Raw genomic sequence first — 16082 nt, forward strand, 5'->3', positions numbered from 1 at the left:
TAAATAATTGATAGCTCTATTGTAGCCATTTACATCCTTAGTTGTAAAAAACTTAATATTATTAACGCATCTTTATACCTCTTAAGTTTGATCTAGCGTCTGTGTGCGTTAAATTTCAACAAAGCCAATGAGCGAGGTTAAATGTGTTCGACTTCATCGATTTAACAGATACCCAGGCCGTTATTCCAATTCTAGGCCTGTGCCTTCTGTTATGTCTTGTGGTAGCACGTTTTACTAAATTTATAGGAATCCCTAAGGTCAGTGGTTTTATTATGCTAGGGATTATTCTAGGGCCATATGTCACAGGCCTAATCACTCACGAATTTCTTGAAAAAACTAATTATCTTTCTGACCTTGCTCTAGGCCTTATTCTCTTTAATATTGGCGGGGAATTTAATAAGTATCTCTTAAGGCGCTTAAGCAATGAAATCATTAAGGAAACTCACCTTAAAGTTTTTCTGATGTTCTTGATTAGCAGTGTTCTCTTTGCCACTTGTCTTGCTATTTTTACCGGACTGTCCTTTACAAATATTTTTATAATATCCTCCATGCTTGGAATTATAAGTATCGAAGCGGCTCCCCCTACAACGGTACTAGTAATGAAAGAATACAACACACATGGCCCAATTACTGATGCTATCATGATTCACTTGGCCGTTGTCACTGGACTAACAATTGTAGGGAGTTTATTTTTGACTTCAATTTTTGAAGCAACAGACCTGTGGCCTTCCTCTGCCTCTGCTTATCAGTCACTACTTTCCATGGCCAAAGAAGTGATCGGATCAATTGCAGTAGGAGTTGTACTGGGACTTCTTCTTACTTGGCTTGAAAATTTTGAGAATAAGATTGGTAACTTTCTCTTTTCCATCATAACAATGATTCTCTTTGCTCAAACACTCGCTTATTTCTTAAAGTTGAATGTTCTCTTAATATCGCTAGTTTTAGGTTTTACTGTCACCCAGGCTTCTTCAAAAGGTCGCCTCATTCATACGACAGTTAGAGATATTGGAAGTTCACTCTATGCCATTTTCTTTGTCTTTGCTGGCACCCATATCAATATTGCAGGGCTTATATCTGATGACGCACTCTTTGTGATCATGTACATCGTCATTCGAACACTATCTATTTTTGTGGCCCATCGCTTCTTTGCAAAGCGAGTAAAAAGCAATGATTACAGTATGTTAGGTCATTGCCTCTATTCACATGCTGGTACGGCCATAGCTATTGCCATGACTATTCAAAGAATCCCCCATATCACAAGTGGTATAATCTTTCAGACCATCATTTCCAGTATATTCATCTTTGAAATTGCAGGGCCACTTATCCTCAAAGAGGCCCTTAAACGCAGTGGAGAGGTCTCTTTAGAGTCCCTGAGTGATGGGCAGTATAGTTATGGACAGGATCGCCGATCAATCTTCAAAATCACCAAAGATTTTATCTCGAACAGTCTGTCAGGACTAAAAAAATAGTTTTGTCAGGATTAACAACCTGAGTTAAGATGCACATATGGATACGACAATTGCAAATAATGAAAAAAACGATGTGGAAACATCGACTAAAGATATAGCTGAACAAGTTTCACAAGAAGAAAACGATACAAAAGAAGAGATAACGAAAACAAGAAAAGACCTACATATGCCACGTAGGATTTTTCACTTTTCGATGGGCCTTATTGCGGGAATGATCTATAAGCATTTTCTTACTCACGCCCAAGCTGTTCACATCCTTGGTATTGCTACATGTGTATTCTATATTCTTGAACAGATAAGAATTAACTATCCAGAAAATAAATTAATGAAGCTAGGTAGCCGCTACCTTTTACGTGCAGAGGAACAACTTAAAGAGTCAGCTTCCATGCCGTATCTTATGGGCCTACTTCTTACAATCTTAACTTTTCCAAAAACGATTTCACTAGTGGCCGTCTTCACTCTTGCTGTTTGTGACCCATTAAGCGCAATCATTGGAATTCGTTTTGGTAAAACTAAATTAAAAGCGAATCGCTCCCTTGAGGGAACTTTGGCCTTCTTAATTGCCACACTTGCCATTCACCTAATGGTGCTTATAAATGTCTATGAGTTTAATATAAAGATAGCACTCGTTTCAATCTTCAGCTCCCTTGTGGTAACAGCAGTAGACTTTATGGATTTTAAAATTGATGACAACCTAACGATTCCACTTTCAACAGCTGGAGCGCTTTGGTTATTTATGGCAATTTTTCTTTAGAAAGGTAAATAGAAAGGTAAATAGAAAGATAAGTAGAAAACTACTAGAAGAACTTTAAAAATTTCTTCTTCTTTATTTGCACGCGACGATAGAAAGCTTCATTCTTAGCCTCATGCTTCACTTCCACTAGTCCTTCTCTAATAAACTCATTGAGATAGGCTTCGAGGACTTCCATATTTACATCATCAAGAAGGCTTAGATCTTCACTCTTTATTGAAATGAGAAGATTTTCCATATTCATCCATTCAAAGAATGATATATTCTCCAGAATAATCTCTTTTGCTAAATCGATTTCATCGTCCTTGAATGTATGCTGCATTTTAGAATTCACTTTTAAATTCTCCTCGCTCCATCTATTATAAAACATATGGAAAATAATACTAGTCGAACAAATGTTGGTACAAATCTCCCGATTGATTCTATTGAAGTCGGCAATCCTAAAGCGCAAAAAACTCTTTTAGTCCTACACGGTTTTGCCCAAAACAATGAACAAATAAAAGAAAATATTGTCGATAAATTTTCATCAGAGATTATACAGAACTTTCGTATTCTTATTCCAAATGGGATTTTTCCAATTCCTAAAATTAGACCTAAAGAAATTACTTATCGCTATAGTTGGTATTTCTACGACCACACAAGACAGAAATATTATATTGATATGAGTACACCAATCCAGGCCCTTGGAAACTATCTTAAGGCCAACGCAATTGACTTTAAGGATGTCATAATTATTGGATACTCTCAGGGAGGCTACCTTGCGCCAATTATGGCAAGCTACCTCCCCGGAATAAAAGCTTCAATTGCAATTAATGCAAATACAAGAGTTGATAAGCTTGGAGAAAACCTAAGCTTTGATCATCTTTCAATACATAATGAAGGTGACCCCGTTGTTGAATTTCAAAACTCTCATAATAGCTTTATTGAGCTTAAAAAGAAGATTTCTAATGCTCAATATGTAAGCTTTAAAATTAACTCTCACGAAATTGCGCCTGAGAATATTAGAGCTATTGAGACCTTCTTATTAGAAATCAAATAGTAACTTTAAGAACTCTTTTCGTGAATTGATATCAACGGCACGAGATGTATTGAAGACAACGTGCCCTTCTCCCTTATGAAATTTAATATCCCACATGGCCTGTGATGAATAAGGAAGAATACTGTAGCGTGAATCCACAATTGTATTATCTTGGCCCCAATGTAGATAACCGCTAGTGAAGCTTCTAAACCTCTCATAGTCATAAGGAAACTTCTGAGACTTATAGTGCTTTAAAAGGTTTTTAATCTCATTTTCTTTAACAATCGATGCACTCTCACTTTTTGGATAAAGCTTAATCTTACCAAAAGGAATACTTTTAACAGCATAAAACTTTGCTTGATCTTGATCGACGACAATTCCTCGCCATATGACATTATTAAAAATTGTCGGCTTAATCATCTGCCTTTGTGTTTGTTCATTAATAAGGCCCTTAGACGTTAGGAAATTAGTAACTCGCTCACGTTGATAAAAACCAAGTGACATAAAAGCAATGACATAAATAATGGCGGCATCATTAAATTTTAAATTCTTTGTTCGAAGACAAAGAATAACAAGAATAACGAGCGGGATAGTACAAAGTGGATCAATGACAGCAACGGTATTTAGCGCCACTCTTGTTGAAGAAAGTGGCCAAAAAAGCTGAGTTCCATAATTTGTGAATGAATCAAGAAGCCCATGGGTTGCATAAGCACAAAACGTATAAAGGTAACTTCTTTTCACTGGCACACGAAATAGTTTAAGAAATAAACTAACGATTAAGGCCCCTATTGGTATAAAGAAGAGAGAGTGAGTGAAATGCCTGTGAAACTGAACATGAAATAGAGGATCAGAGGATGAACGAATTAAGACATCTAGGTCAGCGGCCATCCCAGCAAGAGCACCCCATAGAGCTATCACCTTTAAACTAGGCGTTTCTTTAGATTCATTAGAGTCACTACTATCTTTTGTTTTTTGACGCATTTTTGCTTTAACTTTGGCCGCTCCAAGAGATGCCATCGAACCGAGCACTGCCTGTGATAATGGGTCCACTAAAATCCTCACTTTATGTATTCACCAAGAGTATGTTACCATAAATTAATGAAATTTTTAAAAGACCAAGCACTCCTTGCTGGCATAAAAAATATTTGTATACTAACAGGCGCTGGCATCTCTAAGGAGTCGGGATTAAAGACTTTTCGTGACCAAAATGGGCTCTGGGAAAACCACGACATCTACGAGGTAGCCTCCCCCTTGGCCTTTAACAATAACCCCAATTTAGTTCACGAATTCTACAACCAAAGAAGACGACAGTTACAGTCAGGTGAAGTTCACCCAAATGATGCCCACATAGCACTTGCGGAGCTTGAAAAGACAGGAAGTTTTCATACAACGGTTATCACTCAAAACGTCGACAATCTTCATGAAAGGGCCGGCTCAAAGAATATCTTTCATATGCATGGCCAACTTCTAAAAATTCGCTGCAAGAAAACCAAGAAAATCTATGAATGGACTAAAGACCTTACCATCGAAGATCGCTGCCAATGTTGTCATACCAAAGGAAATCTTAGGCCACATATCGTTTGGTTTGGTGAAGTCCCGCTTTTCTTAGATGAAATTCAACAGGCACTACTCAATTGCGATCTATTTGTCTCAATAGGTACTTCAGGGCTAGTCTACCCGGCCGCAAACTTTGTTGCTATTGCAAAAAGCGCTGGTGCTCATTGTTTAGAGATTAATCCACATCCGACAAATAATGCTGAGCTCTTTGATGAAACAATCGCAGAAGTTGCAACGCAGGGCGTACGTCACTTCGTGGAATCCATGCTTGCCATCTAGCATGCAGAAATTACATATCTCATAAAATCACTTTAATTTTCGTTTTCCCTTGGCTATAAGTGGGCACTCAATGCTATTGGAGAGATAAATGAAATCAGTGATTTTAACACTAGCGATGCTGTTTGCAGTTACATCAAACGCACAAGCTTCAAGTAATATTAGAGAAATTTGCGAAAATGCTTACTATGCCACTGGCTATACTAAGCTTCATCAATATAATCTCATCGTCAACTGGGCCCGTATTTCGGATCACGCCCTAGTTGATCTTGAGAATATTATCTACTCAGACTACTTCAAAGTTCTAGCTGAGAAAGATCTAGGTAATAACAAATCAAAATATACTTTAAAAGAAAATGGAAAACTAAATTCATATCAATATGAAGCGGCCCTTAGTGAACTTGCAAAGATCACAGGAAATAAAGCTTCATGTGTTTATGATCTTTAATCATTAGAGGGAAAAAATATGAAAAAACTATTACTAGCAGCGACTCTTTTTATTTCAGTAAATGCAAGCGCAAACCAAATCAAAATTTGTGCAATGGAAGCTCAAGAAACTTGTAAAGAGTTAACAAACAAAGAAGACTTCTACACATGTTTCAATTCAGTACGTGACTACTGTATTGATAACTACATGTACCAATCAGGTAACAAGTCAATGCCATGGTGTTTTGATGAGTGTGCTCTTGTTCAAGACGAAGCTCAAAGAAACCTTTGCTACGAAACTTGTACTGAAAAATAATTCATACAATAAAGTATAAATAAAGAAGGCACCCAATGGGTGCCTTTTTTTATTCAATTTTATCTTTCAACGATAGCAACAACGCCCATCCCACCTGCTGTACAGATTGAGATTAGTCCACGTCCGCCGCCTTTTTCTTGAAGCATTTTAGCAAGGCCTGCAACAATTCTTGCACCAGTTGCACCAAATGGGTGTCCAAGAGCAAGAGAGCCACCTTTAACGTTTAGCTTTGAGCGGTCAATTGACCCAAGCGCTGAATCTAGGCCAAGCTTTGTTTTACAGAACTCTTCATCTTCCCAAGCTTTCAGTGTACAAAGAACTTGAGCAGCAAAGGCTTCGTGAATTTCATAGAAATCAAAATCTTGAAGAGTAAGTCCTGCACGCTTTAAGAGCTTAGGAACGGCATAAACAGGGGCCATTAAAAGACCTTCTTCTTCGATGAAATCAACTGCTGCCGACTGACAAGTAGTAAAGTATGCTGAAACCTCAAGGTTATGCTCTTTTGCATATTCTTCTGAACATAGGAAAACACAAGAAGCACCGTCTGTTAAAGGAGTTGAGTTGGCCGCAGTAAGAGTTGCCTTCTCAGACTTTTCAAATGCAGTCCTAAGAGATCCCATCTTTTCGACAGTAGTGTTAGCTCTAAGAATTCCATCGCGCTCTAGGCCTTTAAAAGGCACAACAAGATCATTATAGAAACCTTCATTGTATGCACGCTCAGCATTTTGATGAGACTCCCACGCAAGTTGGTCTTGGTCCTTACGAGCAATATGCCAACGCTGGGCCATAAGCTCACAACTTTGTCCCATTGAAAGACCTGTGCGAGGCTCCTTAACCGCAGGGAAAGATGGTTTTAGATCGGCCGGGCGAATACTTAGTAAAGCCTTCACGCGCTCACCTGTTGAGCGAGCATAATTTGCACGGCTCATAGCATCTGAGAATTTTTTTGAAAACTCAACGGGGATATCACTATTCGTATCAACACCACCAGCAATTCCACACTCAATTTGTCCTGTAGCAATTTTCATTGCAATAATATTTGATGCCTCAAGTGATAGGCCACACGCTTTTTGAATATCAGTTGCAGGAGTGTGAAAAGAAAGTCCTGACTCAATTGTACACTCACGTGCAAGAGAGAAATCATAAGCATGCTTACTAACAGCTCCAAGAACGACCTCACCTACTTCTTGGCCTTTTAGGTTCATCTTATCTACTAAACCTTTAAGAGCAGCTGTCATAAGTTCTTTGTTAGATACACCTTGATATGTCGTTCCAGACCTTGCAAATGGAATACGTGATCCCGTGATAATACAAACTTTTCTTTGTTCCATTAGTTTTCCTTTTTATAAATTTGCCTTTTCAATTTATTAGGCTTTTTAGTTCGAAAATTATTTTACGATAACTGCTCAAATGAAAAAATTCATCAAGCTCTAGGAGTATCGAATTCAATTTAAGTTTTTCTTTTGCCTCAATAGACTTGAGGATCTCAACAACATACTTTTCAATGACTATAAAACATATCGCTAGAGGAGATAAATTTGATGTGTACACATCAGGAAATCCTACACCATTTAGAGAACCATGGTGCTGGCGAACTATAACATCAATTCCAGTTGGAATCCCTGAAATCTCCTGCAAGAGAGTTGTCGTCATATTAGCGTGCTCTAACACAAGCTTCTTTTCTTCATTTGTTAAATCCACGAAGGCCATATCATCAAGAGAGTGAATCTTTAAAAGTTTCTCTTCACGTAGAAGGATGTCGTGGAAAAAACAAATATAACAAACTTTATCCATCGTTTGCTTTAGTTGTTCTCCTCGCCCCCATCCTAGATTTGGAATGATTTGATAAAAGAATAAACTAGTTAGATAGTTTCTTTTAAACGCATAAGTCGTTTCATTCTCTAAAAGAGAGCGAAGAAGTGTTGAAAGTTTCTTAGAGCCGCTTACAGTCTTTGTCATAGCTACAATAGAAGTCTTAGCAAGCTTTACTGTTTGTGGAGTGATTCCAATTTCATTTAGAAGGTTTTGTGAAATTTCAAAAGTATCACTACTAATTTCCATGATTTTCTTATCTTCTTTAAAGGCCTTCACAACCTTTGTTAAAGACTGAGATAAGATTTGTCCCATTAATTTCTCGAAATCTTCTTTTTGTACAAAGAAGTGCGAAAGATTATTATTTTCATAACGTCTTACGATATCTTTATCAAGAACGTCATTGGCATAGATTCTTTTAACAAAATGATCCACACCAGTTTTTGTCATTTTAATATAAATATCACAGCATGGATTTGAGAGCTGATAGAAATTTGCAATTTCAACACTAACAAAATCAGGCATCTTTAAATGTCTTAACTCCTCATCTGTAATATTTAAACTCTTAATTAGTTGAAGACTAATATCTCTGAGAGAAAATCTCGATGGTAGAGAGACAAAGCTCCCATAATCAATTTCCATCTCACCTAAGATAACAACAGGCTTTTTTATCGAGTGATCAATGATAAAATTTATCAAATTTTGACCGCCAACAATATTACGTCCTTCGCTATCGACATAGCGATTCTCACAAACGATCCCGTCATAAGTTGCTAATTCATCCGCATTCGTAATTAGTGATGAGTTAGCAAGACAATCAATTTCAAAAGAGTACTCATTTGTTAAGTACTCTCTCACACTTGATTGGATGCGCTCATCTGAATGGATAATTAGCAATTTTCTCATTAAAATGATCTTCTTTTAAAAATAAAGTTAAAGATTAGTCCCCAAATCCCAAGAGTTGCCACTAAGTGAACAAAACCGAAGACAAAGCTTTTTACAATTTCTAAATTAAGTTCGGCCCCAAGCGATAGCATATCTGCAAGGCCTGAGATTTCACCAATTCTTGGAAGCATCCAATAAAAGATAAAACCGAATATTGAAGAAAGGTTTAGCCCCGAAAGAGCTGGATTTCCCGCCTTGATATAAGTATAAACACCAACAGATGCCAGAACATAAAAACAAGTTAGTAGAAGTGTTCCAATTTTATTAAAGAATAAACTGAAGAAACAACTCACAAACATAATAATCAAAATCTGTAAGAAGTGAGGAATTAGTGAAGCAACCATCTTCACCATTGAGAAATCCACACCCTTTGGCACAAGATCATTTGATAGAAGAATAACAACCCCAATTATCAAAATGAAGATCAGATAAAGGAAACTTAAAACGGCTCCACCAAGCATACGATTGATAACATATGAAGAGCGCTTAATTGGCAGTGCTAAGATTTGAGAAATTACTCCACTTTCTAAATCACTACGAAAGATATTTGCCGAAATAAGAGCTGCGACAAGCTTTGCACTAAGACTAATAATCCAAATAACAACTGTCATACTTGCGGTTGCTAGATATGTACTAAAACCAGATTCTTGAATTTCAATTTGAAGGGTATTACTTAGCACTCCTCCTAGATACATTACAATAACAGTCATAATGAATAGAAAGATTACTGATTTATTTCGAACTTCTTTTTCAATTGTATTTTTAATAAGCGTTAAATTAAACATGAACTTCCCCACTTTCCTCTTTAGTCCCTTTAATAAGAGTATAAAAACGATCCTCTAGAGACATACCACCACGTACTTCATCAATAGGCCCCTGGGCCTTAACTTGACCGTGATTTAAGATAATCACCTTCTTTGCAAATTTCTCAACTTCAGAAAGGATATGAGAGTTAATTAAGATCGTCTTACCTTTGCTCGAAAGCTCAAGGCAGATATCCTTCACATCTTTGATACCGATTGGATCAAGCCCAGAGAATGGCTCGTCTAAGATAATCAAATCTTTATCAGCAACAATAGCAATACATAAGCCTACTCGCTGCATTTGGCCTTTTGATAATTCACTAAGCTTTTTCTTGCCTAACTCTCCAATTGATAGTTTTCCTAAAGCTTCTTGAATTCTTTCTTTTACAAGAGACTTTTCAACTTGGTGAAACTCAGCAAAGAACTTAAGAGTTTCTTCAACAGTGAAGTAGCTATAGAAAGTAAATTTTTCAGGTAAGTAAACTAGACGAGATCGAGACATAGGATCATTTGAATCAATATCATAAATCGAAATATTGCCACTATCTGCACTTATAAGATTTAGCATACACTTTACAAAAGTTGTTTTTCCAGCACCATTTGGCCCTAAAAGAGCAACGACATCTCCATGTTCTACAGTAAGAGAGAAGTCCGATAATGCCTTTTGGTCTCTATAACTTTTAGAGACATTCTCAACGTTAATTACGCTCATATAGAAATCCTTATTTTTCGAGAATTGTTTTTGAGTTAATACTTCTTGGCCTTTTATTTTCATCAATGGCCACGTATGTGAAAATTCCATCCGTCACTCTAACTCTTTCTGTTTCAAACTTGCGAATAACCCAAGCTTCAACTTTAACAGCAAGAGATGTATTTCCTTCTCTTACAGTTGAGCAGTAACAGCATAAGATATCCCCAACTCCTACTGGTTGGATGAATTTCATTGCTTCAATTGCGATAGTTGCCGTACGGCCATTACAGCGCTTTCCAGAATAGATTGCACCGGCGATATCCATTTGCGAAAGAACCCAACCTCCAAAGATATCACCATTGTGATTTGTATCACAAGGCATCGTTAGCGTGCGAACACATAGTTCTCCTACTGGCTCATTTTCACTATTTTTTCCCACCATTTATATCCTTTTAAAGTCAGTTATAATAATTAAAAATATATCTATAATTTTAGAGTAAAAGGTCATTCAATGCTAGAAAAGAAAGAATTGCAACTCATTGGACAAGCTGTTGTTATAAGCAGTGTTATTGTGGCGGTATTAAACGGAGCGTATCTGTCTGGTATTTTCCCACAAGATGGAATGGTTTCAAGATTGCTAATTCTCTTAGGCGGAAATTTCATCAAAGGTGGCTACATTCAGTGGCTAACTTACATGGCATTCTTCTGGTCAATTTCAGAAATAAAAGAACTAAAGGCCCAAATTAAAGCTGAAAAGTCTTATTTTAAGGCCAATCTCCTTCCTACTGATGAAAAACATTTACTCATGTCTGACGATGTCATTCAAATCGGACAAAAAGTTAAGGACTTTGAAAAGAAGTATTCGAAAACTTTACTCACACAGCTCATTAAAAATTCTTGTGCTAAGTTTCGATCAACGAAAAATATTTCCGAAGTTCTAGAGGTCATTAATATTATAACCGACCTACATCGAGACAACTCAGAAACTGAACAGTCTAATATTCGCTATCTCCTATGGGCCATTCCTTCTCTTGGCTTTATTGGTACTGTACTTGGTATCTCAAGTGCTTTAATGCTAGCAAACTCCAAAGACATGCAACTGATTACTTCAACTCTTGGTGTTGCCTTTGATACAACACTTGTTGCACTAATCCTAAGTATCATTCTTATGTGGCTCTTTCACGATTTGCAAAAAGCAACTGATCAATTTCATATGAAAACAAAAGAATATGTAATTGAAAACTTAGTTAATAAGATTGAGATGTAGGAAAGCAAATAATGCGCCAAAGAAAGTCCATAGACGTTTTTAATATTTCATTTCTTGATTTACTTTCAGGAGCACTTGGAGCGGTGATTATCCTCTTCATCGTTGTTCCAAAGAATGAAGCACCTACAACAGTAGAAACTCCAAAAGAAGTTTGCGTTGATAATTCACAGGCACTTTCTCAATGTGAAAAGCTTGCTCAGGATCAAAAGAAAGTGATTAAAGAGCTAACAGCTCAAATTACCCCACCGCAGGCCAAGCCAGAACCAAAACCAGAACCAAAACCGACTCCAGCTCCAACGGTTAAGAATGCTGATGTAGGTTTTAATTTCAAAGGCAAGAGAGTGGCCTTTCTCATTGATGTTTCAGGATCAATGGCAACAGATGATCGTATTGGCCAAGTTAAGGCAGGCCTTAAGATGCTTATTGCTTCAATGGGAAAGGACTACTACGTCGATATCATCTACTTTCCAGGAAAGAATCGCAGTTCTCAGTATGCCCTATGGGGCGTTCTCCAAGATCTTAGAGATTTAAAAATCAAAGAAGAAGTCTATGAATTTCTAGCAGGACTTAGGCCACTTGGCGCTACCCCGACAAGAGCGGCCCTAAAATATGTTATCGACCAATATCCACAACTTACAGATATTGTCTTATTAAGTGATGGCTCTCCAACAAAGTCAGGCCGAACAACTTCACCTGATAGTATTGAAGATATTGTTAGGGATATCACCGACAAAAATAGACTTCGAAAAGTCCAAATTAACGCTATTGGTGTGGGGGCCACTAACTTCAGTAAGTCCTCAAATTTATATAAATTCTTAAAGAATTTAACAGATGCCAATAACGGTTTTTTCTATGGCTTCTAAAGTTGGCAAAAATTGCTAATTTTGCTAACCATAGATTTTATCGGATTTTTTAGCTAAGTAGTTGATATAAAAAGATTAACTACCTAGCAACTTCAGCTACTTACCCAAAATTGTCATAATAGTGTCAATGAACATGGCACTTAAACCAACATTTCGTCAGCACATTGTCAGAGTCTTGTTAAGAGCAAGCTTTTCGGCACTCTTTTTTGGAGCGACTCTCCTCTTCACTTCATGTGCTGGGCCAATGAACCCATTCGGAAGTGACACTCTTTCAATAATTAATGATGGGGATACATTCGAAAATCTCGAGGCCTTTACTAATATCTTAGATAACCATTTAAATTTTGATAATGTTGGAACAAGTACAATTGGAATTGAGTTCTTTCCTAAAAAACAAAATCGTCATGCTGTTTATGATCTTTATATTAAGATAAATTCTACTCGTGGAAAATTGAATCCAGAAAATATCGTTATCTTTTGGAATGGAAGAAATATTACTTCAAGCTTTAAAAATAATAATAAAGTTATCTATGAAGACGATCAAAATATCATCTATAAAATCAATCGCCTGAGTCTTCCAGCAAGACTTGAAACTGATATTAAAATTGGTTACCAATATCGTGGAGAGATTCGCTCTCTATACCGTTATGAAGAACCATCATGTAAGCAATTTACAACAGCAAATAACAACACAACAATTACAACAACAGATCCATTCAATGTTAAGGATAGCTTCATTGATCTTGTAAAAAATGAAGCTAAAAAAGTTCATACAAACCCTTCAATGCTACTTGGAATTATTGCCCAAGAATCAGGGTTTAACTATCGTTCAGTAAGTTCTGCAAAAGCAATTGGGCTTACACAAGTAACAGATGCAGCAAGCCAGCACGTTGTTAAGAAATACGATAAGTGGAAAGTTGATAAGAGAATTGAAAAGCTTCCATATGGACTTGTAAAATTCATGGTTAGGTCAGGAAAGATTAATCAAAGAAATGACTGGCGACTTAATCGTAAGAAGTCTGTTATTGGTGGCCTTGAGTATATTGAATATTTAAAGAAGTACTGGCGTGGAAATATCGATCTTGTACAAAAGTCATATCCAAAAATCAAAGACCTTAAATCATTTGAGAAAAGCCAACTTTTCACAGACCTAATTCTTGCCAGCTATAACTCTGGCCCATTTAGAGTTAAGTCACAACTAATCAAATTAGAAACAAATTGGCGTAACTCTGATCGCCTACAAGAAGCAAAGAATTATATTAATCGCGTAAATAGTTATTGTTATCACTTTACTCAAAATGACACACAAGGAGTCATCAATGAAGATCAAGCCATTAATCTTTAATATTTATGCATTTGTATTTATTGCAATTGCAGTTAGTATCCCAGTTCAGGTCATGTTCCTTTATGGTCATGGTGCAACTGATATTGGTGCCATCTGGTCGAAAATGACAGTCTTTAACTTTATGGTTATGGCCTCTTGTTTTCTAAATGCGTACTTTTCATTTACAGCGCAAGATGACATCAAGTGGAGCTTTCCATTATCGATTGGCTTTGTTTGTTTAAATAACTCGATTGTCCTAGTTTATGGAAATGACTTTGAAGCAGCTTCAGTTATTCTATCAACTTTTGCATATATCCTAATGACTTCATATTTTATTCTTAGTCATGAAACGAATGTTATTAATTCTCCTGCTGCTCAGTGGTGGAAAACAGCAATTCGTTACCAAGCACCACTACCAACAAAGGTATCATCAACTGATATTCCAATTAATCTTGGAGAAACTTTTGATATCTCAAGAACAGGTGCTTATATTTCGTATAATACGCCAACTCAAAAAGATATCTTCAATTGTGGAGACACTTTTACTTTTAATATCGGAACAGATTTAGAACTAAAGGCCAAGGTCGTTAGAAAATCGAATGCTGTTGGACGCTACCCAGAAGGAATGGGGGTACAATTTGTTGAGCTTGGAGTTAGCGAAAGACTTCAATTAGAGAAGCTTTTAACAAGCCTTAGACAAAGTGTAGATGAAGAAAATATGGATAGTGATAACGATTACGAAGAGTATAATAAGGCCGCTTAGTCGTCCCCTAAGTAGCTAAAATAACGAGCTTGATTTTTAAATTGGCAGGACCTCACCGAGGTCCTGTTTTTTTATTGGGACTATATTTCGGGTAAATTCTACAATCTCCTACCATCTGTTCATAAATTACCGTAAAAGCTAATTATGTTACGTACCACTCTAATAATTTTAGCAACATCACTCACTATGGCCCAGGCAATAAACCTCAAAGGCCACGGTGATACGAAAACACAAATCGATCAAGCAAAATTCAGAAAGCGTCTTTCTGATTTGATGAAAAAAGGAAAGAGAACTCTTTATTATAAAGAAGCACGCCTTTACCTTTTTAATAATATCTACGCCTATAATAAATCTGGATCCGATAATAAGTTTCTAAAAGACCTTTACTGCGGAAATGAGTACGAAAATAATGTCGATATTCAATTAGACTCTGAAAACCTACCTGATGGTAATATCATCAACACTGAGCATACATGGCCGAAGTCTCGATTCTTTGACTATGGTGAAACTGTTGAACACGGTAAGAACGAATACGATGATATGGTTGCGGATATGCACCACCTTTTCCCAACAGACTCTTTTGTTAATAGTATGAGGGCCTCATATCACTACGGTGAAGTTGACGACAATAAACTTCAAGACTGTGGTGAATCTAAATTTGGAAAGAATAAGAAGTATCCAAATATGCCGCTTTTTGAACCACCTAATGAAGTAAAGGGTGATATCGCTCGTGGGCTATTCTACTTTGCAGTAATGTATGAGCTTCCAATTGATGATCGTGAAGAAGCATTCTTGAGAGCTTGGGACAAGTTAGATCCTATCGATGAATTTGAGAAGTTTAGAAATGATGAAGTTGAGAAGTATCAGGGCAACCGAAATCCATTTATCGATTACCCTGAATTAATTGAACTACTGACGGACATTTAATTTCTTACTTGATCTTCGCTGCCATCTCGCTAGCAGGATCCTTAGAGTTTCCATTTAAACGACGATCTAAGATCATTTTGAAATGAGAATATGGGTATGCGCCTTTAACAGGGACACCGGCCACAACAAAACCAGGAGTGCCACTAAAGCCCAATTTATTTGCACTTGCTACGTCCGCAGCAATCTTATTCTCGACACGTTTTGAGTTTACTAATTCCTTAATTTTCCCAATATCTAATTTCATTTCTTTAATTAAACTAAGGAAATATTTTTCACCATGACGAATCTTATTTTGATTCTTTAAAATTGTTTCATGAAAGTCGAAGGCCTTTTGGCCATATTCAATTCTAATTGCTTCATAGTATTTTGCGGCCAATCTTGCATTTGGATGAATTGAATCAATTGGCAGGTGGCGATAGACAAAGGCCACATCATCTTTATACTCATCAAGAACTTGTTTTACTGTCTCAAGGGCACGATAACAGAATGGACACTGAAAATCAGAGTATTCATAAATAACCACTTTCGCATTAGGATTACCAATGATTAAATCTTCACTATGCTTTTCGACTTCAATAGGGTCTTTAAATGCGGCCTCTAAGATTTCCTGTTCTTTCTTATTGCGATCTTCAAGGGCCTTCTCTCTCATTTGAGATGCCATCTTCTGAAGTGTTTCCATAAACAATTGCGGGTTCTTCTTCATCACTTCAGTTAAAATCTGCGGATTTTCCTCAAGAGTTTTTTGCAGATCGCTCGCCGATTGCTTCGACTGACATGACGCTAAAAAAAGTGCCACGCAGGCAAAGAGAAGTGGAATGGTTATACGCTTAGACATAATGGCCCCTTAGTAGTTGTTCATATTAACTAACCTTTC

Annotated in this window: 19 protein-coding genes; 11 read left to right on the forward strand and 8 right to left on the reverse strand. The window is 36.8% G+C overall.

Annotation, left to right across the window (positions count from 1 at the left end):
- Nucleotides 1–143 precede the first annotated feature (143 nt).
- Both ACMAYX_RS02870 and ACMAYX_RS02875 read left to right on the forward strand, forming a co-directional pair.
- Nucleotides 144–1469, forward strand: a complete 1326-nt coding sequence (locus ACMAYX_RS02870; RefSeq protein ID WP_412471522.1) for a cation:proton antiporter — start codon at nucleotides 144–146, stop codon at nucleotides 1467–1469.
- 37 nt (nucleotides 1470–1506) lie between these two features.
- A complete protein-coding gene (locus ACMAYX_RS02875; RefSeq protein ID WP_412462701.1) occupies nucleotides 1507–2223 on the forward strand; it encodes a diacylglycerol/polyprenol kinase family protein in 717 nt (238 codons plus the stop codon).
- A 43-nt stretch (nucleotides 2224–2266) separates the two neighbouring features.
- Here the strand turns inward: ACMAYX_RS02875 and ACMAYX_RS02880 are convergent, their stop codons facing one another.
- Nucleotides 2267–2554, reverse strand: a complete 288-nt coding sequence (locus tag ACMAYX_RS02880; RefSeq protein WP_146037820.1) for a hypothetical protein — start codon at nucleotides 2552–2554, stop codon at nucleotides 2267–2269.
- Between the two features lie 36 nt (nucleotides 2555–2590).
- On the opposite strand from ACMAYX_RS02880, the gene ACMAYX_RS02885 reads away from it, so the two are divergent.
- Entirely contained in the window at nucleotides 2591–3259 is a 669-nt protein-coding gene (locus ACMAYX_RS02885; RefSeq protein WP_412469647.1) for an acyl-CoA thioester hydrolase/BAAT C-terminal domain-containing protein, read from the forward strand.
- Here the strand turns inward: ACMAYX_RS02885 and ACMAYX_RS02890 are convergent.
- Complete coding sequence (locus ACMAYX_RS02890; protein ID WP_412469648.1) at nucleotides 3245–4288, reverse strand: metal-dependent hydrolase; 1044 nt, start codon at nucleotides 4286–4288, stop codon at nucleotides 3245–3247. The genes ACMAYX_RS02885 and ACMAYX_RS02890 overlap by 15 nt on opposite strands.
- 48 nt (nucleotides 4289–4336) lie before the next feature.
- On the opposite strand from ACMAYX_RS02890, the gene ACMAYX_RS02895 reads away from it, so the two are divergent.
- The 3 genes from ACMAYX_RS02895 (at nucleotide 4337) to ACMAYX_RS02905 (ending at nucleotide 5813) form a co-directional block, all read left to right on the forward strand.
- Nucleotides 4337–5074 carry an NAD-dependent deacylase gene (locus tag ACMAYX_RS02895; RefSeq protein WP_392991645.1) on the forward strand — a complete coding sequence of 246 codons (738 nt, stop codon included), beginning with the start codon at nucleotides 4337–4339 and terminating at the stop codon, nucleotides 5072–5074.
- 88 nt (nucleotides 5075–5162) lie between these two features.
- A complete protein-coding gene (locus tag ACMAYX_RS02900; protein WP_412462704.1) occupies nucleotides 5163–5519 on the forward strand; it encodes a hypothetical protein in 357 nt (118 codons plus the stop codon).
- Nucleotides 5520–5537: 18 nt separating this feature from the next.
- Nucleotides 5538–5813, forward strand: coding sequence for a hypothetical protein (locus ACMAYX_RS02905; protein WP_021266765.1), 276 nt, complete (start codon nucleotides 5538–5540; stop codon nucleotides 5811–5813).
- Nucleotides 5814–5872: 59 nt separating this feature from the next.
- On the opposite strand, the gene ACMAYX_RS02910 is transcribed toward ACMAYX_RS02905, so the two are convergent.
- From ACMAYX_RS02910 to ACMAYX_RS02930, 5 genes are read right to left on the reverse strand one after another with little or no spacing between them, the layout of a single operon-like run.
- Nucleotides 5873–7144: an acetyl-CoA C-acetyltransferase gene (locus ACMAYX_RS02910; protein ID WP_412462705.1), complete on the reverse strand. Its 1272-nt coding sequence runs from the start codon at nucleotides 7142–7144 to the stop codon at nucleotides 5873–5875.
- A gap of 28 nt (nucleotides 7145–7172) precedes the next feature.
- Nucleotides 7173–8531: a hypothetical protein gene (locus ACMAYX_RS02915; protein WP_103217483.1), complete on the reverse strand. Its 1359-nt coding sequence runs from the start codon at nucleotides 8529–8531 to the stop codon at nucleotides 7173–7175.
- Entirely contained in the window at nucleotides 8531–9355 is an 825-nt protein-coding gene (locus ACMAYX_RS02920) for an ABC transporter permease subunit (protein WP_103217484.1), read from the reverse strand. Before ACMAYX_RS02920 ends, ACMAYX_RS02915 begins: the two co-directional genes overlap by 1 nt.
- Nucleotides 9348–10085: an ABC transporter ATP-binding protein gene (locus ACMAYX_RS02925; RefSeq protein ID WP_158246834.1), complete on the reverse strand. Its 738-nt coding sequence runs from the start codon at nucleotides 10083–10085 to the stop codon at nucleotides 9348–9350. Before ACMAYX_RS02925 ends, ACMAYX_RS02920 begins: the two co-directional genes overlap by 8 nt.
- A gap of 10 nt (nucleotides 10086–10095) precedes the next feature.
- Nucleotides 10096–10506 (reverse strand): acyl-CoA thioesterase, encoded by a 411-nt coding sequence (locus ACMAYX_RS02930; RefSeq protein ID WP_103217486.1) that lies wholly within the window; start codon nucleotides 10504–10506, stop codon nucleotides 10096–10098.
- 69 nt (nucleotides 10507–10575) lie between these two features.
- On the opposite strand from ACMAYX_RS02930, the gene ACMAYX_RS02935 reads away from it, so the two are divergent.
- The 5 genes from ACMAYX_RS02935 to ACMAYX_RS02955 all read left to right on the forward strand — a co-directional run bounded on the left by ACMAYX_RS02935 (nucleotide 10576) and on the right by ACMAYX_RS02955 (nucleotide 15208).
- A complete protein-coding gene (locus ACMAYX_RS02935) occupies nucleotides 10576–11331 on the forward strand; it encodes a MotA/TolQ/ExbB proton channel family protein (protein WP_103217487.1) in 756 nt (251 codons plus the stop codon).
- Nucleotides 11332–11342: 11 nt separating this feature from the next.
- Nucleotides 11343–12194, forward strand: a complete 852-nt coding sequence (locus ACMAYX_RS02940) for a VWA domain-containing protein (protein WP_103217488.1) — start codon at nucleotides 11343–11345, stop codon at nucleotides 12192–12194.
- Between the two features lie 127 nt (nucleotides 12195–12321).
- Nucleotides 12322–13539, forward strand: a complete 1218-nt coding sequence (locus ACMAYX_RS02945) for a transglycosylase SLT domain-containing protein (RefSeq protein WP_103217489.1) — start codon at nucleotides 12322–12324, stop codon at nucleotides 13537–13539.
- Nucleotides 13514–14281, forward strand: a complete 768-nt coding sequence (locus tag ACMAYX_RS02950) for a PilZ domain-containing protein (protein ID WP_412471523.1) — start codon at nucleotides 13514–13516, stop codon at nucleotides 14279–14281. Before ACMAYX_RS02945 ends, ACMAYX_RS02950 begins: the two co-directional genes overlap by 26 nt.
- Nucleotides 14282–14467: 186 nt before the next feature.
- Nucleotides 14468–15208 carry an endonuclease I family protein gene (locus tag ACMAYX_RS02955; protein ID WP_158246836.1) on the forward strand — a complete coding sequence of 247 codons (741 nt, stop codon included), beginning with the start codon at nucleotides 14468–14470 and terminating at the stop codon, nucleotides 15206–15208.
- Between the two features lie 4 nt (nucleotides 15209–15212).
- Here the strand turns inward: ACMAYX_RS02955 and ACMAYX_RS02960 are convergent, their stop codons facing one another.
- On the reverse strand, nucleotides 15213–16043 hold the full coding sequence (locus tag ACMAYX_RS02960) for a thioredoxin domain-containing protein (protein WP_103217492.1): 831 nt from the start codon (nucleotides 16041–16043) through the stop codon (nucleotides 15213–15215).
- Between the last annotated feature and the right edge of the window lie 39 nt (nucleotides 16044–16082).

Source organism: Halobacteriovorax sp. RT-2-3, assembly GCF_047085075.1.
Lineage (GTDB): Bacteria > Bdellovibrionota > Bacteriovoracia > Bacteriovoracales > Bacteriovoracaceae > Halobacteriovorax_A.